Genomic DNA, 19,638 nt, shown 5'->3' on the forward strand with positions numbered 1-19,638 from the left:
CCCTCGGCTATGGCGCCAGCGCGGCGGTGACCGCCGCCTCGGCGTGCAGCCGCGTGGTGGGGAACACCGGTACGGGGCTGTGCTCCTGACGGATCAGCAGCTCGATCTCGGTACAGCCCAGAACGACGCCCTCGGCGCCCCGGGCGACCAGCCGCGCGATCACGTCCCGGTAGGCGTCCCGGGACTCCTCCCGCACCACCCCCAGGCACAGCTCCTCGTAGATGACCCGGTGGACCAGGGCGCGGTCCTCGGCGCCCGGGGTGAGGACGTCCAGCCCGTGCGCGCGCAGCCGGTCGCGGTAGAAGTCCTGCTCCATGGTGAAAGCGGTGCCGAGCAGGCCGACCCGCCGCACGCCCCGCGCCCGTACCGCCTCCGCGGTCGCGTCGCCCAGGTGCAGCAACGGTACGGAGACGGCCGCGGCGACCTGGTCCGCCACCTTGTGCATGGTGTTGGTGCAGATCAGCACGAGGTCGGCGCCGGCCGCCTCCAGACCCTTCGCGGCCGCCGCCAGCACCTCGCCCGCCCGCTCCCACTCCCCGGCACGCTGGAGCTCCTCGATCCCGGCGAAGTCGACGGAGTGCAGGACGCAGCGGGCCGAGTGCAGTCCGCCGAGCCGGTCGCGTACGAGCTCGTTGAGGAGCCGGTAGTACTCCGCGCTGGACTCCCAGCTCATGCCGCCGATCAGGCCGATGGTCTTCATCGCGCCACTCTAGGCTGAGGGGCAACTGACCGCTGTGGACGAGGGGTGGGGCCGTGGGAGAGCACGAGACGACCGAGGTCGCGGGGATCGCGATACCCGAGGGGCAGGCGGCGCGGGCGGCGCGGCTGGTCTGCGCGGAGTACGCCGACGCGGCGCTGTACCACCACTCGCTGCGGTCGTACTTCTTCGGCGCGGCCTGGGCCCGCGAGCAGGGCCTCGCCTACGACCGCGAGCTGTTCTTCGTCTCCGCGCTCCTGCACGACCTGGCGCTCACCCCGCCCTTCGACAGCCACAGCCTGCCCTTCGAGGAGGCGGGCGGCCATCTGGCGCGGGTCTTCACGGCGGGCCTGGGCTGGCCGGACGCACGCCGCGACCGGGCGGCCGAGCTGATCGTGCTGCACATGCGCGACGACGTGTCGCCGGAGGTGGACGTGGAGAGCCGGCTGCTCCAGGTGGGCACGAGCGCCGACGTGTCCGGCACGGGCCTGGATGCCTTCGACACCGCGTTCCGGGCGGAGTTGGTGGAGGCGTTTCCCCGGCTGGGCTTCGCCCGGGCGTTCGTGGACCTCTTCCACGACCAGGCCCGGCGCAAGCCCGGGTGCGCGGCGGCGGAGCTGGTGGCGGGCGGCTGGGAGAAGCGGGCGCTGGGGAACGGGCTGGATCGCGCGTAGCGGGCGCTGGGGGAACGGCCCGGGATCGCGCGTAGCGGCCCGCTGTGGGCATGCTGGCCGCCGAGGGATCGCACACCGCAGCTCCAAGACCGCCAGGAGGCCTGTATGACCCCGGTGAACCCCGTCGTCGCCGTCACGGGAGCCAGTGGAGCCATCGGCGGGCGGGTGGCCCGCCGGCTCGCCGAGCGAGGGGTGGCCACCCGGCTGGTGGGCCGCAGCCCCGGGCGGCTGCCGGAGCTGCCCGGCGCGGTCAGGGCGGCGCCCGCCGCGTTCGGGGACGCGACCGCGATGCGGGACGCGCTGGCGGGGGCCGGGACGATGCTGATGGTGTCCGCCCACGAGTCCCCGGACCGGGTCCGCGAGCACACCACGGCCGTGGACGCGGCCGTCGCGGCGGGCGTGCGCCGCATCGTGTACGTGTCGTTCCTCGGCGCCGCCCCGGACGCCGCGTTCACCTTCGCGCGCGACCACTGGCACACCGAGCAGTACATCCGGGGCACGGGCCTCGCGTACACGTTCCTGCGCGACAGCCTCTATCTGTCCGGGCTGGCCGCGATGGCCGGGCCGGACGGGGTGATCCGGGGCCCCGCCGGGAACGGCCGGGTCTCCGGCGTCGCGCACGACGACATCGCGGACGTGGCGACGGCCGTCCTCCTCGGCGAGGGCGGCGACAGGCCCGGGGGCGGTGAGCACGACGGCGCCACCTACGACGTCACCGGCCCCGAGGCCCTGACCCTCACCGAGGTGGCGGCCGAGCTGAGCCGGGTGACGGGCCGCGCCGTCACCTATGTGGAGGAGACCCGCGAGGAGGCCTTCGCCTCACGGGCCGGGTACGGCGCCGAGGAGTGGGAGGTCACCGGCTGGGTGAGCTCGTACGAGGCGATCGCCGCCGGGGAGATGGCGGCGGTCGCCGACACCGTGCCCCGGCTGACCGGCCACCGCGCCCAGTCCCTTGCCGAGTACCTGAAGGCGCATCCGCGCGGTTACCGGCACCTGACGCCCTGACGCCAGACGTCGGTGACCAGCGGCACGCCCGGCCGGTAGGCGAGGTGGACGTGGCTGGGGGCGTCGAGCAGCGCGAGGTCGGCGCGGGCGCCCGGCGCGATCCGCCCCACGTCGGTGCGCCGCAGCGCGGCGGCGCCGCCGGCCGTGGCGGCCCAGACGGCCTCGTCCGGGGTCATTCCCATGTCCCGTACGGCGAGGGCGACGCAGAACGGCATCGAGGACGTGAACGAGGACCCCGGGTTGCAGTCCGTGGACAGGGCGACGGTCACGCCCGCGTCGAGCAGCCGCCGGGCGTCGGGCCACTGGGCACGGGTGGAGAACTCGGCGCCGGGCAGCAGCGTCGCGACCGTGGTGCCGTTCGCCAGCGCGTCGACGTCGGCGTCGGTGAGGTGGGTGCAGTGGTCGGCGCTGGCCGCGTCGAGTTCGACGGCGAGCTGGACGCCGGGCCCGTAGGAGAGCTGGTTGGCGTGCACCCGGGGGGTCAGCCCCTTGGCCTTGCCCGCGAGGAGGATCGCCCGCGCCTGGTCGCCGTCGAACGCGCCCTTCTCGCAGAAGACGTCGACCCAGCGGGCGTACGGGGCGCAGGCGTCCAGCATCTCGCCGGTGACGAGGTCGACGTAGGCGGCGGGGTCGTCGGCGTACTCCGGAGCGACGATGTGCGCCCCGAGATACGTCACCTCGTCGGTGTGCTCGGCGGCGATGCGCAGGGCGCGGGCCTCGTCCTCGACGGTGAGGCCGTAGCCGGACTTGGTCTCGAAGGTCGTCGTCCCCTGCCGCAGGGCCTCACCGAGGTAGCGGGCGACGTTCGCGCCCAGCTCGGCGTCGGTGGCGGCGCGGGTGGCGGCGACGGTGGTACGGATGCCGCCCGCCTGGTACGCCTGGCCCGACATCCGGGCGTTGAACTCCCGGGTGCGGTCACCGGCGAAGACGAGGTGGGAGTGGGAGTCGACGAACCCCGGGACGACGGCGTGGCCGGTGGCGTCGTGGACCTCGTCGGCGGCGGGGGCGTCCTCGGCGCGGCCGACCCAGGCGATGGTGGGGCCGTCGATGACGACGGCGGCGTCCTCGATGAGGCCGAGGGGGGTGGGGCCGAGGGTGGGGTCGTTGGTGACGAGGGTGGGGATGTTGGTGATGAGGGTGGTGAGGGGGGTGGTCATGGGTCCTCTCCGGGGTGCGGTTGTTCGTCTGCGGGCCGGTGGGGCTGGGGGCTTGTTGCGCAGTTCCCCGCGCCCCTATCGGGGCGGTTGGCCGTCTGCGGGCCGGTGGGGCTTCTCGCGCAGTTCCCCGCGCCCCTGAAGGGGCGGTTGCCTGGCTGCGGGCCGGTGGTGGGTTGCTCGCGCAGTTCCCCGCGCCCCTTGGGGGGTTCGGGTCCGGTTTTGGGTGCGGGTCGGTGGTGGGCCGGTCGCGCAGTTCCCCACCGGGCCGCAGAGCAACCCGACCGCGAGGCCCCGCCCGGGGGCCGGGCCGCAGGCCCCTTGAGGGGCGCGGGGAACTGCGCGAGCAACCCACCACGACCCGCGGACGAACGACGCTTTAAGGGGCGCGGGGAACTGCGCGACCAGTCCCCACCGGGCCCGCAGACGGTGTCCGAGCCCGAAAGGGGCGCGGGGAACTGCGCGGCCAGCCCCCACCGGGCCCGCAGACGGCGTCCGGGCCCGAAAGGGGCGCGGGGAACTGCGCGAGCGGCCCCCACCGGGCCCGCAGGCGGTGTCCGGGCCCGAAAGGGGCGCGGGGAACTGCGCGAGTGGCCCGGCACCGGCCCACGGGCGGGGGTCACTCGCGTAGGGACGCGATCGCCTTCGCGAGGGCGGGACCCGCGTCCGGCACCGTCGCGTGCACCCCGTCCCGCACCACGCGCCGACCCCCCACCACCACCTCCCGCACATCCGCCGCCGACGCCGCGAACACCGCCGTCTCCGCGCCGAGCCGCGCCACCGGGCCCGCCGTGCGGACCGTGTCCAGGGCGATCGTGGTGAAGTCCGCGAGGGCGCCCGGGGCGAGGCGGCCCGCGTCGGGCCAGCCCAGGGCCGCGTGGCCGTCCGGGGACGCCGCGCGCAGCAGCGCCGCCGCCGTCCAGTGCCCCCGCGTCCGCGTACGCAGCCGCTCGTCCAGCTCCATCGCCCGCGCCTCCTCCAGCAGGTCGACCACCGCGTGGCTGTCGCTGCCGAGCGAGAGCGGGGACCCGGCGCGCTGGAGGGCGACCGCGGGGCCGATGCCGTCGGCGAGGTCGCGCTCGGTCGTCGGGCACATGCACGTCCCCGTCCCCGACCCGCCCAGCAGCGCGATGTCCTCGTCGGTGAGGTGGGTGTTGTGCACGCCGGTCGTCCGCGGCCCGAGCACCCCGTGGTCCGCGAGCAGCCGCGTCGGGGTGCACCCGTGCGCGGCCAGACACGCCTCGTTCTCCGCGACCTGCTCGGAGAGGTGGACGTGCAGGGGCGCCTCCCGCTCCTCGGCCCACGCCGCGACCTCGCGCAACTGCTCCGCGGGCACGGCCCGTACGGAGTGGATCGCCGCTCCGATCCGTACGCCGTCGCGCGGCTTGAGCAGCGCCGCCCGCTCGGCCCACGCCCGCGCGGTGCCGTCGGAGAACCGCTGCTGGTGGGTGTTGGGCGGCTCACCGAAGCCGGACGACAGATACGCCGTGTCGAGCAGCGTGATGCGGATCCCGGCATCGGCGGCGGCCTCGATCAGCGCCTCGCCCATCGCGTTCGGGTCGGCGTACGGCGTGCCGCCCGGGGCGTGGTGGAGGTAGTGGAACTCGCCCACCGCGGTGATCCCGGCGAGCGCCATCTCCGCGTACACCGCCCGCGCCAGCGCGTGGTACGACTCGGGCGTGAGCCGCGCCGCGACCGCGTACATCGTCTCGCGCCAGGTCCAGAACGTGCCCGAGCCGACCTGGACCGTGCCGCGCAGGGCCCGGTGGAAGGCGTGGCTGTGGGCGTTGGCCAGGCCGGGCAGGGTGAGGCCGCGCAGGGCGACGGCGCCGGGAGGCGGCGCCTCGACTCCCTTGCGTACGGCGGTGATCCGGCCGTCCGCCACCTCCACCAGCACGCCCGGTTCGACCTCGGGGTCGAGCCAGGCGTGCTCCAGCCAGTACGACGTCACCTGCACGCCAGCCCCTCCAGAACGTCGGCGAGTGCGAGCACCCCGGCCACGCAGTCGTCCTCGCCGGCGAACTCGGCCGGGGAGTGCGAGACGCCCGTGGGGTTGCGTACGAACAGCATGGCGGTCGGGACCGTCCCGGAGAGGATTCCGGCGTCGTGTCCGGCACCGGTACCGAGGACGGGGGTCCGCCCGCCGAGGATCTTCGCCAGTTCGTCGCGCAGGGCGTGCTCGAACTCGACGACGGGCGTGAAGGACTCCCGTACGACGGTCAGGTCCACGCCGTCCCGCTCGGCCCGCTCCTCGGCGGCCCGCCGGACCGCCGCGACGACGGTGTCGAGGGTCTCCTGGTCGGCGGCGCGCGAGTCCAGCCAGCCGCGCACCAGCGACGGGATGGCGTTGACGCCGTTGGGCTCGCAGGAGATCTTGCCGAAGGTGGCGACCGCGCCCGCGAGTTCGGCCTCGCGGCGGGCGGCTAGGACGGTCTCGGCGTACGTGAGCATCGGGTCGCGCCGGTCCACCAGGCGGGTGGTGCCCGCGTGGTTGGCCTCGCCCGCGAAGTCGAACCGCCAGCGGCCGTGCGGCCAGATGGCGGAGGCGATGCCGATCGCGTCGCCGCTCAGGTCCAGGGCGCGGCCCTGCTCCACGTGCAGCTCGACGAACGCGCCGATACGGGCGAGGCGTTCGGGGTCGGGGCCGATGGCGTCCGGGTCGTACCCGGCGCGCTCCATCGCCTGCGGCAGGGTGATCCCGTCGCCGTCGCGCAGCCGGTGCGCGGCCTCGACGGTCAGCTGCCCGGCGGCGAGCCGGGAGCCGACGCAGGCGAGGCCGAAGCGGGCGCCCTCCTCGTCGCCGAAGTTGACGAGGGCGAGGGGGCGGGTGGGCACGGCTCCGCGCCTGCGCAGCTCGTCGAGGGCGGCGAAGGACGACACGACGCCGAGGGGGCCGTCGAAGGCGCCGCCGTCGGGGACGGAGTCCAGGTGCGACCCCGTGACGACGGCGTCCCCGGCGGTGGGGTCGCCGGCCCAGGCCCACTGGTTGCCGTTGCGGTCGAGCTCGTAGGTGAGCCCGCGGGACTCGGCCTGCGCCCGGAACCAGGCGCGGCAGTCGGCGTCGGCCCCGGTCCAGGCGAAGCGGCGGTAGCCGCGGGTGCCGGCGTCCCGCCCGATGGGGGCGAGATCGCGCCACATCTCGTGGAACGAGGGGGTCTCCCCCACCCCGCCCCTTCCCGAAACGCTCCGCGGGTGGGGGTGGGTGGGGGTGGAGTTCCCCGGGGGCTCCGCCCCCGGCCCCCCGAGCGGGGCCTGCGGCCCCTGCACCCCGCCAGGGGCTCCCGCCCCCCGCGGGGCCTGCGGCCCCTGCACCCCGCCGAGGGCCGGCGCCCCGGCCCTCCGCGCGTCGCCGGCGGTCTGCGCCCCCTCAGGGACGCGGCCGCTGTCCGGGGCACCCGTACCCGCTTCAGGGGCGCGGGGAACTGCGCGCTCAACCCCCACCGGCGCGGACCCGACCGACGAACCGGCACCACCCTCAGGAACCCGGGGAACGGCCCGACCAGCCCCCACCAACGGTGAGCCGACCGACGGACCGGGGCCGGGGCCGCCCGGGGTCGACGGGGTGCCCCCCGTCACGCTTCACCCTCCCGCATCGGCACCCGCACACCCCGCTCGTCCGCGACCGACTCCGCGATGTCGTACCCGGCGTCGACATGCCGGATGACGCCCATCCCGGGGTCGTTCGTCAGGACGCGGCGGATCTTCTCGCCTGCCAGCGCCGTACCGTCCGCCACCGTCACCTGGCCCGCGTGGATGGAGCGGCCCATGCCGACGCCGCCGCCGTGGTGCAGGGAGACCCAGGACGCGCCGGAGGCGACGTTGACCATGGCGTTCAGCAGCGGCCAGTCCGCGATCGCGTCGGAGCCGTCGAGCATCGCCTCGGTCTCGCGGTACGGGGAGGCCACCGAGCCGCAGTCCAGGTGGTCGCGGCCGATCGCCAGCGGGGCCGCCAGCTCGCCCGACGCCACCATGTCGTTGAAGCGCTCGCCCGCCTTGTCCCGCTCGCCGTAACCGAGCCAGCAGATCCGCGCGGGCAGGCCCTGGAAGTGGACGCGCTCGCCCGCCATCTTGATCCAGCGGTGCAGCGACTCGTTCTCCGGGAACAGGTCCAGGATCGCCTTGTCCGTCTTGTGGATGTCGGACGCCTCGCCCGACAGCGCCGCCCAGCGGAAGGGGCCCTTGCCCTCGCAGAAGAGCGGGCGGATGTACGCGGGGACGAAGCCGGGGAAGGCGAACGCCCGGTCGTACCCGGCCAGCCGCGCCTCGCCGCGGATGGAGTTGCCGTAGTCGAACACCTCGGCGCCCGCGTCCATGAAGCCGACCATCGCCTCGACGTGGCGGGCCATGGACTCCCGGGCGCGGGTGGTGAAGCCCGCCGGGTCCTTCGCCGCGTACGAGGCCATGTCGTCGAAGTCGACGCCGACCGGGAGGTACGCCAGCGGGTCGTGCGCGGACGTCTGGTCGGTCACGATGTCGATCGGCGCCCCCTCGGCCAGCATCTGCGGCAGCAGCTCCGCCGCGTTGCCGAGCAGGCCGATGGAGAGCGGCCGGCGGGCGTCGCGCGCCTCGACGGCCAGCTCCAGCGCGTGCCGCGGGCTGTCGGCCTTCACGTCGAGGTAGCGGTGCTCGATGCGGCGCTCGATGGCGCGCGGGTCGACGTCGATACAGATCGCGACGCCGTCGTTCATCGTCACGGCGAGCGGCTGGGCGCCGCCCATGCCGCCGAGGCCGGCGGTGAGGGTGATGGTCCCGGCGAGCGTCCCGTTGAACTTCTTCGCCGCGACGGCGGAGAACGTCTCGTACGTGCCCTGGAGGATGCCCTGGGTGCCGATGTAGATCCAGGAGCCCGCGGTCATCTGCCCGTACATGGTCAGGCCGAGCTGCTCCAGACGGCGGAACTCCTCCCAGTTCGCCCAGTCGCCCACCAGGTTGGAGTTGGCGATCAGGACGCGCGGGGCCCACTCGTGGGTCTGCATCACGCCGACCGGGCGGCCGGACTGGACGAGCATCGTCTCGTCCTGCTTGAGCGTGCGCAGGGTGCGGACCATCGCGTCGAAGGAGCGCCAGTCACGCGCGGCCTTGCCGGTGCCGCCGTAGACGACGAGCTTGTCGGGGTGCTCGGCGACCTCCGGGTCGAGGTTGTTCTGGAGCATCCTCAGAGCGGCTTCCTGCTGCCATCCCAGGGCGCTCAGTTCCGTACCGCGCGGTGCCCGTACGGGGCGGGGTCCTGACATGGCGAGGCCTCCTCACGACGTGACTCAAGTATTCACATCCTGACCGGCTGAATAGAACTAGTCAATACATCGGTACGTCTGCGCGTCGGCGGACCCGGTGATTGGCTGGAAGCCATGACCGACACCGAGGCGGCGGCGCGGCGCGACCAGGCGGTGCGGGCGGCCGTGGAACAGGGCCTCGTCGGCCCCGAGGTCCCGTTGGCCGCGCTGCTGGACGTCACCGGCATCCGGGCCGGCGCGAGGGCGCTGACCAGCGCCTTCGCGGCCGTCACCGACGCGCCCGTGCTGCACGCCTTCGCCGTGAAGGCGTGCCCGCTGGTGCCGGTCCTGCGGCTGCTCGCGTCCGAGGGGCTCGGCGCGGAGGTCGCCGGCCCCGGCGAACTGGCCCTGGCCCGCGCCGCCGGGGTCCCGCCCGGCCGCACGGTCCTGGACTCCCCCGCCAAGACCCCCGCCGAGCTGCGCGAGGCCCTCGCCCTGGGCGTCGCCGTCAACGCCGACAACCCGCAGGAGCTGGCCCGCCTCGACGCGCTGCTCGCCTCCACCGCGACCGCCTCACCGCTCGGCCTGCGGGTCAACCCGCAGGTGGGCGCGGGGTCCATCGCCGCGCTCTCCACCGCGACGCGGACCTCGAAGTTCGGGGTGGGGCTGCGGGACGAGGGGGCGCGGGAGTGGGTCGTCGCGGCGTACGCGGCCCGCCCCTGGCTCACCCGCCTGCACACGCACACCGGCTCCCAGGGGGTGCCCCTGGCGCTGATGGCCGAGGGGGTGCGGGCGGCGTACGAGCTGGCGGAGGAGATCAACGCGCGCGTGGGCCGCCGCCAGGTCGACACGTTCGATCTCGGCGGCGGGCTCCCGGTGAACTTCGCCTCGGACGAGGTGAGCCCGACGTACGGGGAGTACGCGCGGCTGCTGCGCGCCAAGGTGCCCGGGCTCTTCGACGGGTCGTACGCGCTGGTGACGGAGTTCGGGCGGTCGCTGCTGGCCAAGCACGGGACGGTGCTGGCGCGGGTGGAGTACGCGAAGACGGCCGGGGGGCGGGCCATCGCGGTCACCCACGCGGGCGTGCAGATCGCGGCCCGTACGGTGTTCGCGCCGGAGTCCTGGCCGCTGCGGATCGCCGCGTACGGCCCTTCGGGCCGCCCCAAGCCCGGACCGCCCGTCCTCCAGGACGTGGCGGGGCCCGCGTGCTTCGCGGGGGACCTGCTGGCGCGGGGGCGGGCGCTGCCGCGGCTGGAGCAGGGGGACTATGCGGCGGTGCTGGACACCGGGGCGTACTGCTTCGGGCACCACTACGCGTACAACAGCCTCGCCAGGCCGGGCGTCCACGGCTACACGACGACCCCGTCGGGCGTCCGCTTCGCGCTGGTCCGCGAGCCGCAGACGCTGGCGTCGATCGTGCGGGAAGCGGGCGGCACAACCCCGGACGCCCTGCTGTAACCCGCGTCCCCGGGGCGGCTCGCTCACGCGATACCCCGCACCCGGGGAGAGGTCGTCGCCCACCTGCGGCCCGGTGATGGAGCCTGCGCAGTTCCCCGCGCGCCCCTGAAGGACGTCATTCACCTGCGGGCCGGTGGTGGGCTGGCCGCGCAGTTCCCCGCGCCCCTATCCAGCCGGGATCCACCTGCGGGGCGGTGGGGTTGCTCGCACAGTTCCCGGACCCCCGAGAGGTTTTTCGTTCACCTGCGGACCGGTGATGGGCCGGTCGCGCAGTTCCCCGCGCCCCTATCCAGCCGGGATCCACCGGCGGGGCGGTGGGGTTGCTCGCACAGTTCCCGGACCCCCGAGAGGTCTTTCGTTCACCTGCGGGCCGGTGGGGGCTGGCCGCGCAGTTCCCCGCGCCCCTGAGGCATCCCGCCGCAGCCAGAAACACCAGCTCAGCCACAGGCCTTTAGGGGCGCGGGGAACTGCGCGAGCAACCCACCACGGCCCGCAGACGAAGAGCGACCCCCAGGGCACCCACCCGGCCCCGAGCCCCACACCCCCCCAGGGGCGCGGGGAACTGCGCGAGCAAGCCGCCACCCACCCGCAGACGAACCCCGGGCAAAATCGCCCCCCGGCGGGGGCGGAAGCGCGGCCCGGGAACGGCTACTCCACGAACAAGCCGCGCCCCGCCGCCCCCGCGTCGAACTCCTCCAACCGCGCCTGCGCATCCGGCAACCCGTCACACATCGCCTCCAGCAGCACCCTCCCCAGCAGCATCGGCGCGCACGCCGTGTCGAAGGCGAGGCCCGTGCCGACCGCGGCCGGGATCAGCAGGTCGCTGTGGCGCGCCACCGGCGCGAACGCGGAGTCGGCGACCGTGACCACCACCAGGCCCCGCGTACGCGCGTACGCCAGCGCGTCCACCACCTCCCGGGGATGCCGCGGCAGCGCGAAGCACAGCAGCGCCGACGCCCCGGCCCGCGACGCCGCGTCGATGCGGTCGACCAGCATCGACCCGCCCTCGTCGAGCAGCCGCACATCCGGGTGCACCTTCGCCGCGAAGTACGCGAACCCCCGCGCCTGCGAGGAGGCCGCGCGCAGCCCGAGCACGGGCAGCGGCCGCGACGCCGCCAGCAGCCGCCCCGCCTCCTCCACCGGCGCCGGGTCCGCCAGCAGCCCGGCCAGATGGCGCAGGTTCTCGATCTCGGCCTGGACCGCCTGCTGGTACTCGTTGTACGCGTCCTCGCCCGCGGCGGGCGCGTCCGCGGGCACCACCTCGCGCAGATGGCGCCGGAGCGCCGGGTACCCGTCGAAGCCCAGCGCGACCGCGAAGCGCGTCACCGAGGGCTGGCTCACCCCGGCCAGCTCCGCCAGCTCCACGCTGGACAGGAACGGCACATCGGCGGCCCTGCGCACCATGGAGTGCGCGATCCGCCGCTGGGTCGGCGTCAGCCGCCGCCCCTCGAAGAGCTGTTGCAGCCGCGCGGCAGGGCCGTCGCTCATGCCGTCCCCCTTCCTCACGCCCGTCACTCCACGATATTCAGTCGCCCAGCACTCTGCATGACCATATGCAGGGGGGCAAGTACGGGGGCTATCCCCACTGTGCCGGCGCCCCCCGCTCCGTACCGTGGGGACCATGGAAGCCCGCGACGCCGAACTGCGCAAAGAACTCGACGCCACCCTGCAGGCCCGCAGGGAGCTCGGCGAGGAGTACGAGCCCGCGCTCGTCGACTCGTTCCTGGAGAAGGTGGAGCAGCGCCTCGACCCGGCGATCGACCGCCGGGTGCGCCGCCAGCTCGCCGAACAGCAGATGGTGGTGGCCCGCGGCGGCCGTCCGCCCGGCCCGAACCCCGACCTCGGCTTCGCGGAGCGCTTCGGGTTCGGCATGATCTCGCTGGTCCTCGCCATCCCGCTGTCCGCGATCGGCGCCGTCAACGCGGGGCTCAGCGGTCTCTTCGTCACGTGGGCGGGCATCGTCGGCGTCAACGCCGTGCACGCCGCCCGCCCGTGGCCGTGGCCGCGCCGCCGGGGCGACGGCGACACCGACTGAGTGCGGGAAGCCGGGAGCCCCGGCACCCCGGAAACCGGAAGAACCGGGGGAATCCGGGCATCCGGGCATCCGGGCATCCGGGCAACCGGGCAACCGGGCAACCGGAAAATGCTGAGCGCGGGGACCGCCGCACCCCCGGTCTCCCGGGGGGCGGGACGACGGCGGTCCCCGCGCGGGACACGGTCCCGGGTCAAGGGCCGGTCGCCGCGTCCTGGCGTCCGGGAGTCCGGGAGCCGCTCCGGAGGTCCTCGACGCCGCTGGTGGTGCCGGCCGGGTCTCCCCGTCCGACACCCCTCACTGTGCCGTACGTGTGTTAAGCGCGTGCTGCGCGGACATGTCGTGCCCGTACCGGTTCCGCGACGAATGTGACGGCCCGCCACATCCCCCGAGCCGTACGGGACTCGGGGGACGGCGCTCACGGATGGGCCGGGTGCGCCGGGTGCGCGGTGGACGGCTCGGTCGCGGTCAGCCGCCGCCGGCGCCGGTGCTTGAGCAGGGCCCAGGGCGCGCGGGCCGCGCTGACCTCGGTGCCGGGCTCCGCCGCCGCCTCCGCCGCCGCCTTGGCGACCGGCAGGATGTCCTCGTCGCGGTCCGCGTCCAGCCGGTCGGCGTCCGGCCACAGTCCGAGCGAGGCGCAGAGGGTGGGCAGGACGGCCATCGCCGCCGTCGCGTACCCCTCGGCCGAGGGGTGGTAGTTGTCGGGGCCGAACAGCTCGCGCGGGTTCGCCTCGAACTCGGGGCCGAGCAGATGGCCCAGCGAGACCGTCCGCCCGCCCTGCTCGACCACGACGATCGTCTGCGCCGCCGCCAGCTGCCGCGAGACGCGCCGGGCGAGGAAGCGCAGCGGCTGGTAGACCGGCTCGACCGAGCCGAGGTCGGGGCAGGTGCCCACGACCACCTCGGCGCCCGCCGTACGCAGCCGCCGCACCGCGCCCGCCAGATGCCGCACCGACGTGGTGGGCGGCATCCGGTGGGTGACGTCGTTGGCCCCGATCATGATCACGCAGACGTCCGGGATACGGGCCTGGTCCGCCAGCATCAGCGAGACCTGGCGGTCCAGGTCGTCCGACTGGGCACCCGGCTGCGCCACGTTGCGGAGCGTGACCATCCGCTCCGCCACCGCCGCGAGCCCCGAGGCGAGCAGCGCCCCCGGGGTCTGCCCGGCCCGGCGCACGCCCTGCCCGGCGGCCGTGGAGTCGCCCAGTATGCCGAGCCGCAGCGGGGCCGTGCCGTTGGCGAACGCCACCCCGTACAGCCCGTCGGCGCTCGGCGGATGCGGGGCGGCGGCGCCGCCCACCGAGCGCCTGGCCAGCGCCGCCTCCGCGAGCAGCACCCCGACGGCGGCCGTGGCGAGCAGCCCGATCCCGCCCCCGCCGAACGCCGCGCCCGCCGCGATGCGGCGCGCCACCCTCGCCCGTGACCCCGCCGACACCCCGGCCGACACGGTCGACACACTCCCAGCCACCGCCACCTCCTTGGAGCCGTACATCAGCTACCTGCCCGGTGACGGGTGTCGCTCAATCCCGCCGTGAGGTGAACGGGCGCTCGCTGTGCGCATACGCTGGCGGGACCATCACGGAGACCCCGGAGACAACGGTGCAATTCCACGACTCGATGATCAGCCTCGTCGGCAATACCCCGCTGGTGAAGCTCAACAGTGTGACCGCGGGCATCCAGGCGACCGTCCTGGCCAAGGTCGAGTACTTCAACCCGGGCGGCTCGGTCAAGGACCGGATCGCCGTGCGCATGATCGAAGCGGCGGAGCAGAGCGGCGCGCTCAAGCCGGGCGGCACGATCGTGGAGCCCACCTCGGGCAACACGGGTGTCGGTCTCGCGATCGTGGCCCAGCAGAAGGGCTACAAGTGCATCTTCGTCTGCCCGGACAAGGTGTCGCTCGACAAGATCAACGTCCTGCGGGCGTACGGGGCCGAGGTCGTCGTCTGCCCGACGGCGGTCGACCCGGAGCACCCGGACTCGTACTACAACGTCTCGGACCGCCTGGTGCGCGAGACGCCCGGCGCCTGGAAGCCGGACCAGTACAGCAACCCGAACAACCCGCGCTCGCACTACGAGACCACCGGTCCCGAGCTCTGGGAGCAGACCGACGGGAAGATCACGCACTTCGTGGCGGGCGTCGGCACCGGCGGCACGATCACCGGCACCGGCCGGTACCTGAAGGAGGTCTCCGGCGGGGCCGTACGGGTGGTCGGCGCGGACCCCGAGGGCTCGGTCTACAGCGGCGGCTCCGGCCGTCCGTACCTGGTCGAGGGCGTGGGCGAGGACTTCTGGCCGACCGCCTACGACCGTGAGGTCACGGACGAGATCGTCGCGGTCTCCGACAAGGACTCCTTCCAGATGACCCGCCGCCTCGCCAAGGAGGAGGGCCTGCTGGTGGGCGGCTCCTGCGGCATGGCCGTCGTGGCGGCGCTGCGGGTGGCGGAGGGACTGGGCCCGGACGACGTCGTCGTCGTCCTGCTCCCCGACTCCGGCCGCGGCTACCTCTCGAAGATCTTCTCCGACGAGTGGATGGCCGGACACGGCTTCCTGGAGGAGGCGGGCCCGTCCGCCCGCATCGGCGACGTCCTCGCCGACAAGGAGGGCGCGATGCCCTCCCTCGTCCACATGCACCCCGAGGAGACGGTCGGGGAGGCGATCGAGGTGCTGCGCGAGTACGGCGTTTCGCAGATGCCGATCGTCAAGCCGGGCGCGGGCCACCCGGACGTGATGGCGGCCGAGGTCATCGGCTCGGTGGTGGAGAAGGAGCTGCTCGCGGCCCTCTTCGCGCAGCGCGCCTCGCTCACGGACCCGCTGGAGAAGCACATGAGCCCGCCGCTGCCGCAGGTCGGCTCGGGCGAGCCGGTGGCCGAGCTGATGTCGGTCCTCGGTGAGGCGGACGCGGCGATCGTCCTGGTCGAGGGCAAGCCGACGGGCGTGGTGAGCCGCCAGGACCTCCTGGCCTTCCTGGCGAAGTAGCCGCACCCCCTCTTGCCTGGGCGGCCCCCCGGCTCCCTCCTCCGCTTGTCCACCGGATGGGCGGGGGCGGGGGAACGGGGGGCCGTTTCTCACCTGCGGGCCGGTTGCGCCCGGTCGCGCAGTTCCCCGCACCCCTAAAAAGCCCCTCGGCCGCCTACGGGGCAGTGGGTGGTTGCCCGCGCAGTTCCCCGCACCCCTAAAAGCCCCTCGGCCGCCTACGGGGCAGTGGGTGGTTGCCCGCGCAGTTCCCCGCGCCCCTTGGGTATCGGCCCCAGCCGGAGACCACAGCTCAGCCACAGCCCACCCAGGGGCGCGGGGAACTGCGCGATCAGCCCCCACCGGCCCGCAGACGACGCACCTCCCAGGGGCGCGGGGAACTGCGCGAGCAACCCACCACGGTCCGCAGCCGAGAGAAGGCCCCGGGGCGCAGCCTCAAGCGAGGCCGGGGCGCAGCCCCGCGCGGGGCCAGGGCGCAGCCCGAGCAGGGGACCGGGCGCAGCCCGAGCAGGGGACCGGGCGCGGCCGGGGAAGGCGCCTGCATCCCTCCCTGGCGCCCGCCCGCGCTGAGCGCCCGCTTAGAAAAGAGGTCCGTGTCACACGCGCCGACCGATGACCAACTCCGTACGTACGGGTAACTTCCCAGAGAGCCCGCCCGCTTAGCCTCTGGAGCCGTGATGCCCGAAGCCGTGATCGTCTCGACCGCTCGTTCCCCCATCGGCCGCGCCTTCAAGGGCTCGCTCAAGGATCTGCGGCCGGACGACCTCACCGCCACCATCATCCAGGCCGCGCTCGCCAAGATCCCCGAGCTCGACCCGCGCGACATCGACGACCTGATGCTCGGCTGCGGCCTGCCCGGCGGCGAGCAGGGCCACAACCTGGGCCGGATCGTGGCCGTGCAGATGGGCATGGACCACCTGCCGGGCTGCACCATCACCCGCTACTGCTCCTCCTCGCTCCAGACCTCCCGGATGGCGCTGCACGCCATCAAGGCGGGCGAGGGCGACGTCTTCATCTCGGCCGGTGTCGAGATGGTGTCGCGGTCGGTGAAGGGCTCCTCCGACGGGATGCCCGACACGCACAACCCGTTCTTCGCCGAGGCCGAGGCCCGTACCGCCGCCGTCGCCGAGTCGGCCGGCGCCTCCTGGCACGACCCGCGCGAGGACGGCCTGGTCCCGGACGCGTACATCGCGATGGGCCAGACCGCCGAGAACCTGGCGCGCGCCAAGGGCGTCACGCGCGCGGACATGGACGAGTTCGGCGTCCGGTCGCAGAACCTCGCCGAGGAAGCCATCAAGAACGGCTTCTGGGAGCGGGAGATCACCCCGGTGACCACCCCGGACGGCACGGTCGTCAGCAAGGACGACGGCCCGCGCGCCGGCGTCACCGTGGAGGGCGTCCAGGGCCTCAAGCCCGTCTTCCGCCCCGACGGCATGGTCACCGCGGGCAACTGCTGCCCGCTCAACGACGGCGCCGCGGCCCTCGTCATCATGAGCGACACCAAGGCCCGCGAGCTCGGCCTGACCCCGTTGGCGCGGATCGTCTCCACCGGCGTGACGGGCCTCTCGCCCGAGATCATGGGCCTCGGCCCGGTCGAGGCCTCGAAGCAGGCCCTCAAGCGCGCCGGCCTCACCGTCGGCGACATCGACCTCTTCGAGATCAACGAGGCGTTCGCCGCCCAGGTCATCCCGTCCTACCGCGACCTGGAGATCCCGCTGGAGAAGCTGAACGTCAACGGCGGCGCCATCGCCGTCGGCCACCCCTTCGGCATGACCGGCGCCCGCATCACCGGCACGCTCATCAACTCCCTCCAGTTCCACGACAAGCAGTTCGGTCTGGAGACGATGTGCGTGGGCGGCGGCCAGGGCATGGCCATGGTCATCGAGCGGCTGAGCTGAGCTGAAGCGGAGCGCGACCAGGTAAACGCGCGGTTTGGCCGACTGGGCCCTACGCTGCGGCGGGGGCGCGTGCGGAGCCGGGTGGGGGAAAGCCCTCCGGCACCGCTCCACCCTCGCCGCTTCCGGTTCGTGACCGAATCTCCCCCAGGATGTGACGTATCTCCCGAGGGAGAAGGATCCGCCCAGGTCACAGCGTTTTCAGGGGTGGCGTGGATAAACCTCAGGCACAAAGACCTGTCCGTTTCGTGACGTAATGCACTGACAAGGGGAGCGGACGCCCGACAAGCTGATGTAGGAAGTCGGGGAATCGTTTGAATCCGGGAGTAAGTCAGTGAGCGCCATGTCTTTTGCCCTGCTGCTGACCACGGCCGCCTCCACGGCCGTGGGCGCCGCTGCCCTGCACGCCGCCCACGGGCTGCGCAGGCAGGTCGTGGCGCTGCGCGCCGACCTCGCGGCGACGAACGCCGGTCCGGCCGCCACCGTGCCCCACCAGGCGCGCGGCGGCGAGACCCCCGTCGCCGAGATACGCGCCGCCGTCGCCGAGGCGCTCGCCGAGGAACGCGAGCGCGAGCTCGCCGAGGCGCGGGCGTTCTGGGCCGCGCAGGAGGCGCGCGACGCGGCGGACGCCCCGTCGCTCCTGGGCGGCCTCACAGGCCTCGGGGAGGACGCCTCCCTGTTCCTCCCCCGGCAGTCCGACTTCGTCGGCCTGGAGGGCGTGGAGCTGTCCCCCGAGCCGTACGAGGAGTTCCCCGAGGACTCCCCGGAGCTGGCCGCGGCCCGCCGCCGCCACCCCTCGCACCCGGACTTCGTCCCGGCCCAGACGTCGGTCGTGGCCGACCACGAGTCCACGGTCGCGCGCCTGGAGCAGCTGGCCGAGGCCCGCACGGCGCTCGCGGACGTCCGCCCCGGTCCGCTGGGCACCCTCGACGTCTACGTCTTCGCCGACGGCACCACGCTGTGCATGACCCCCGGCCACCGCGAGACCTCCGAGCGCCTGGCCGAGGCCCTGAGCGAGGGCGAGGCCCCGGTGCTGCTGGGCGGCTCGGGCATCTCGGGGGCGTACGCGCTGACGTTCTCGTGCGGCGAGGAGAGCGTGTACATCCTGGCGGACCGGGTCATCGCGTCGCTGTAGGCCCGGCGCGGCCGGCTCCTACCCCTTGAGCGCGGCGACCTCGGCGACGCGCGGCGCGAGCTGCCGCACCGCCCGGGCGTCGCGGTACGGCCTCAGCCGGCGCCGCATCGTGGCGAAGTGCTCGTCGCCCCGGGCGGACGAGACGTGTTCGTAGTCCTCCAGGAAGCGCGCCCACGCGTCGCACGCCGCGTCGAGGTGCCCGTACTCCAACTGGCGCTGCGCGAGCACGGCGTGGAAGTGGACCCTGCCCTGCCGCTCGTTGGCCGGCTGCGCCCTGAGTGCCTGCTCCAGGGCGCTGATGGAGCCGGGGAGGTCCTTCCCCTCGTACAGCACGTGGGAGACGTGGAAGGCGTACGCGGACCGGTCGTACCCCCCGATCGACTCCCGTCGGTCGTCCGCCCTCAGCAGCGCGGACTCCGTCGCCGCCAGCAGGCTCCGCGCCCGCCGGTGGTCGCCCACCATGGCCGTCGCGTGCGCCTGCTGCCCGGTCAGGAACGCCCGGAGCCTGGGGCCCGCCTGCGGCGCCGCCTCGGCGGCGGAGTCGGCCAGCTTCAGCGCCAGGGCGCCGTGACCGAGGTTCGACGCCTGCAGGCTCATCCCGCGCAGCGTGCGGCAGTACGTCACATGGTCCTCGGCCCGTCCCGCCAGCTTCAGCGCCTTGAGGTAATACGTCTGCGCCGTGCCGTGCGCCCGCTCGTACATGGCCATCCAGCCGGTGAGGTACACCAGGTCCGCGGCCGCCGCCAGCATGTCCTTCCTGACCGGCCCGGCGGCCTCGGCGCGCAGCCACGGGACCACCGTGTTGACGAGGAACGCGGCGGCCATGGGCCGCGCGTGTCCGCCGCCCAGCTCGTCGAGGATGTCCGCGATCTTGTCCGTCATCCTGCGCACCGACTCGACCTGGCCGGCCCCGATCCGGACGGTCCGCTTGCCCGGGGACACGGGCGCCGCCTCCGCCGCCCGCGCGGCCTCGGAGAACAGCGGCACCGCCAGGGCGGCGGAGAAGAGCCCGGCCGCGGCGACCACGCCCCGGCGGGACGGGTCCATGTCGGCCCTGCCCAGATCGACGATCTCCTCCACGGTGTCGGCACCGCCCGCCGCCCGGTCGCCCGGCGCGGGCGGCAGGCCGGCCTCCGCGTGGGTCACCGTCCGCTGGAGCCTGCGGGAGAAGGCCTCGACGATCAGCCGTCTGACCTCCGGCCGCGGCACGGTCTCGGCGACCCAGTGGGACACGGCCGACTGGTCGTAGCGCAGCTCCAGCCCGGCTTCCGCGCCCAGGCGGTTGACGGCGAGCGCGAGCTGCGAGCGGGACCACGCGGCCTGCTCCAGCAGACGGTTCAAGCCCTCGTTCGGGGTACGTGTCCGGTTGGCCATGCCTCAACTCCCGTTGGCGCCCGTGGCG

15 protein-coding genes are annotated in these 19,638 nt (G+C 74.3%); 7 read left to right on the forward strand and 8 right to left on the reverse strand.

The features are described from left to right. Window positions 1-7: 7 nt before the first annotated feature. Complete coding sequence (locus ABZ404_RS34095; RefSeq protein WP_358834335.1) at window positions 8-700, reverse strand: aspartate/glutamate racemase family protein; 693 nt, start codon at window positions 698-700, stop codon at window positions 8-10. A gap of 53 nt (window positions 701-753) precedes the next feature. Here ABZ404_RS34095 and ABZ404_RS34100 point away from each other — a divergent pair, with 53 nt between their 5' ends. Together ABZ404_RS34100 and ABZ404_RS34105 are read left to right on the forward strand one after the other, a co-directional pair. After that, complete coding sequence (locus tag ABZ404_RS34100) at window positions 754-1,371, forward strand: HD domain-containing protein (protein WP_358834334.1); 618 nt, start codon at window positions 754-756, stop codon at window positions 1,369-1,371. 105 nt (window positions 1,372-1,476) lie between these two features. Then, window positions 1,477-2,376: an NAD(P)H-binding protein gene (locus tag ABZ404_RS34105; protein ID WP_358834333.1), complete on the forward strand. Its 900-nt coding sequence runs from the start codon at window positions 1,477-1,479 to the stop codon at window positions 2,374-2,376. Here ABZ404_RS34105 and hutI read toward each other — a convergent pair. The 4 genes from hutI to hutU all read right to left on the reverse strand — a co-directional run bounded on the left by hutI (window position 2,355) and on the right by hutU (window position 8,764). Further along, window positions 2,355-3,533 carry an imidazolonepropionase gene (gene hutI / locus ABZ404_RS34110; protein ID WP_358834332.1) on the reverse strand — a complete coding sequence of 393 codons (1,179 nt, stop codon included), beginning with the start codon at window positions 3,531-3,533 and terminating at the stop codon, window positions 2,355-2,357. The two genes, ABZ404_RS34105 and hutI, sit on opposite strands and share 22 nt — an antisense overlap. A gap of 616 nt (window positions 3,534-4,149) precedes the next feature. Further along, entirely contained in the window at window positions 4,150-5,487 is a 1,338-nt protein-coding gene (locus tag ABZ404_RS34115; RefSeq protein ID WP_358834331.1) for a formimidoylglutamate deiminase, read from the reverse strand. Next, complete coding sequence (locus ABZ404_RS34120; protein WP_358834348.1) at window positions 5,478-6,668, reverse strand: allantoate amidohydrolase; 1,191 nt, start codon at window positions 6,666-6,668, stop codon at window positions 5,478-5,480. Before ABZ404_RS34120 ends, ABZ404_RS34115 begins: the two co-directional genes overlap by 10 nt. Window positions 6,669-7,102: 434 nt before the next feature. Beyond that, entirely contained in the window at window positions 7,103-8,764 is a 1,662-nt protein-coding gene (hutU, locus tag ABZ404_RS34125) for a urocanate hydratase (RefSeq protein WP_358833743.1), read from the reverse strand. A gap of 114 nt (window positions 8,765-8,878) precedes the next feature. On the opposite strand from hutU, the gene ABZ404_RS34130 reads away from it, so the two are divergent. Continuing rightward, window positions 8,879-10,201 (forward strand): diaminopimelate decarboxylase, encoded by a 1,323-nt coding sequence (locus ABZ404_RS34130; protein ID WP_358833744.1) that lies wholly within the window; start codon window positions 8,879-8,881, stop codon window positions 10,199-10,201. Between the two features lie 648 nt (window positions 10,202-10,849). On the opposite strand, the gene ABZ404_RS34135 is transcribed toward ABZ404_RS34130, so the two are convergent. Beyond that, window positions 10,850-11,689 (reverse strand): MurR/RpiR family transcriptional regulator, encoded by an 840-nt coding sequence (locus ABZ404_RS34135; protein WP_358833745.1) that lies wholly within the window; start codon window positions 11,687-11,689, stop codon window positions 10,850-10,852. A 133-nt stretch (window positions 11,690-11,822) separates the two neighbouring features. Here ABZ404_RS34135 and ABZ404_RS34140 point away from each other — a divergent pair, with 133 nt between their 5' ends. Further along, entirely contained in the window at window positions 11,823-12,236 is a 414-nt protein-coding gene (locus ABZ404_RS34140) for a hypothetical protein (protein ID WP_358833746.1), read from the forward strand. A 415-nt stretch (window positions 12,237-12,651) separates the two neighbouring features. Here the strand turns inward: ABZ404_RS34140 and ABZ404_RS34145 are convergent, their stop codons facing one another. Beyond that, window positions 12,652-13,644, reverse strand: coding sequence for an SGNH/GDSL hydrolase family protein (locus ABZ404_RS34145; protein WP_358833762.1), 993 nt, complete (start codon window positions 13,642-13,644; stop codon window positions 12,652-12,654). 188 nt (window positions 13,645-13,832) lie between these two features. On the opposite strand from ABZ404_RS34145, the gene ABZ404_RS34150 reads away from it, so the two are divergent. The 3 genes from ABZ404_RS34150 (at window position 13,833) to ABZ404_RS34160 (ending at window position 18,236) form a co-directional block, all read left to right on the forward strand. Beyond that, window positions 13,833-15,209, forward strand: coding sequence for a cystathionine beta-synthase (locus ABZ404_RS34150; protein WP_358833747.1), 1,377 nt, complete (start codon window positions 13,833-13,835; stop codon window positions 15,207-15,209). A gap of 674 nt (window positions 15,210-15,883) precedes the next feature. Continuing rightward, the gene (locus tag ABZ404_RS34155) at window positions 15,884-17,104 is read left to right on the forward strand and encodes an acetyl-CoA C-acetyltransferase (protein WP_358833748.1); all 1,221 of its coding nucleotides are present in this window, start codon (window positions 15,884-15,886) and stop codon (window positions 17,102-17,104) included. Window positions 17,105-17,444: 340 nt separating this feature from the next. Then, window positions 17,445-18,236 (forward strand): hypothetical protein, encoded by a 792-nt coding sequence (locus tag ABZ404_RS34160; RefSeq protein WP_358833749.1) that lies wholly within the window; start codon window positions 17,445-17,447, stop codon window positions 18,234-18,236. Window positions 18,237-18,254: 18 nt separating this feature from the next. On the opposite strand, the gene ABZ404_RS34165 is transcribed toward ABZ404_RS34160, so the two are convergent. Continuing rightward, window positions 18,255-19,610: a hypothetical protein gene (locus ABZ404_RS34165; protein WP_358833750.1), complete on the reverse strand. Its 1,356-nt coding sequence runs from the start codon at window positions 19,608-19,610 to the stop codon at window positions 18,255-18,257. Window positions 19,611-19,638 lie beyond the last annotated feature (28 nt).

This window comes from Streptomyces sp. NPDC005878 (assembly GCF_040629815.1).
Lineage (GTDB): Bacteria > Actinomycetota > Actinomycetes > Streptomycetales > Streptomycetaceae > Streptomyces.

Bases quoted from the DNA above. Each gene is read 5' to 3' on its own strand.
- ABZ404_RS34095 (WP_358834335.1), bottom strand. From the start codon at position 700: ATGAAGACCATCGGCCTGATCGGCGGCATGAGCTGGGAGTCCAGCGCG.
- ABZ404_RS34105 (WP_358834333.1), top strand. From the start codon at position 1,477: ATGACCCCGGTGAACCCCGTCGTCGCCGTCACGGGAGCCAGTGGAGCC.
- hutI (WP_358834332.1), bottom strand. From the start codon at position 3,533: ATGACCACCCCCCTCACCACCCTCATCACCAACATCCCCACCCTCGTC.
- ABZ404_RS34120 (WP_358834348.1), bottom strand. From the start codon at position 6,668: ATGTGGCGCGATCTCGCCCCCATCGGGCGGGACGCCGGCACCCGCGGC.
- hutU (WP_358833743.1), bottom strand. From the start codon at position 8,764: ATGTCAGGACCCCGCCCCGTACGGGCACCGCGCGGTACGGAACTGAGC.
- ABZ404_RS34130 (WP_358833744.1), top strand. From the start codon at position 8,879: ATGACCGACACCGAGGCGGCGGCGCGGCGCGACCAGGCGGTGCGGGCG.
- ABZ404_RS34135 (WP_358833745.1), bottom strand. From the start codon at position 11,689: ATGAGCGACGGCCCTGCCGCGCGGCTGCAACAGCTCTTCGAGGGGCGG.
- ABZ404_RS34140 (WP_358833746.1), top strand. From the start codon at position 11,823: ATGGAAGCCCGCGACGCCGAACTGCGCAAAGAACTCGACGCCACCCTG.
- ABZ404_RS34155 (WP_358833748.1), top strand. From the start codon at position 15,884: ATGCCCGAAGCCGTGATCGTCTCGACCGCTCGTTCCCCCATCGGCCGC.
- ABZ404_RS34160 (WP_358833749.1), top strand. From the start codon at position 17,445: ATGTCTTTTGCCCTGCTGCTGACCACGGCCGCCTCCACGGCCGTGGGC.
- ABZ404_RS34165 (WP_358833750.1), bottom strand. From the start codon at position 19,610: ATGGCCAACCGGACACGTACCCCGAACGAGGGCTTGAACCGTCTGCTG.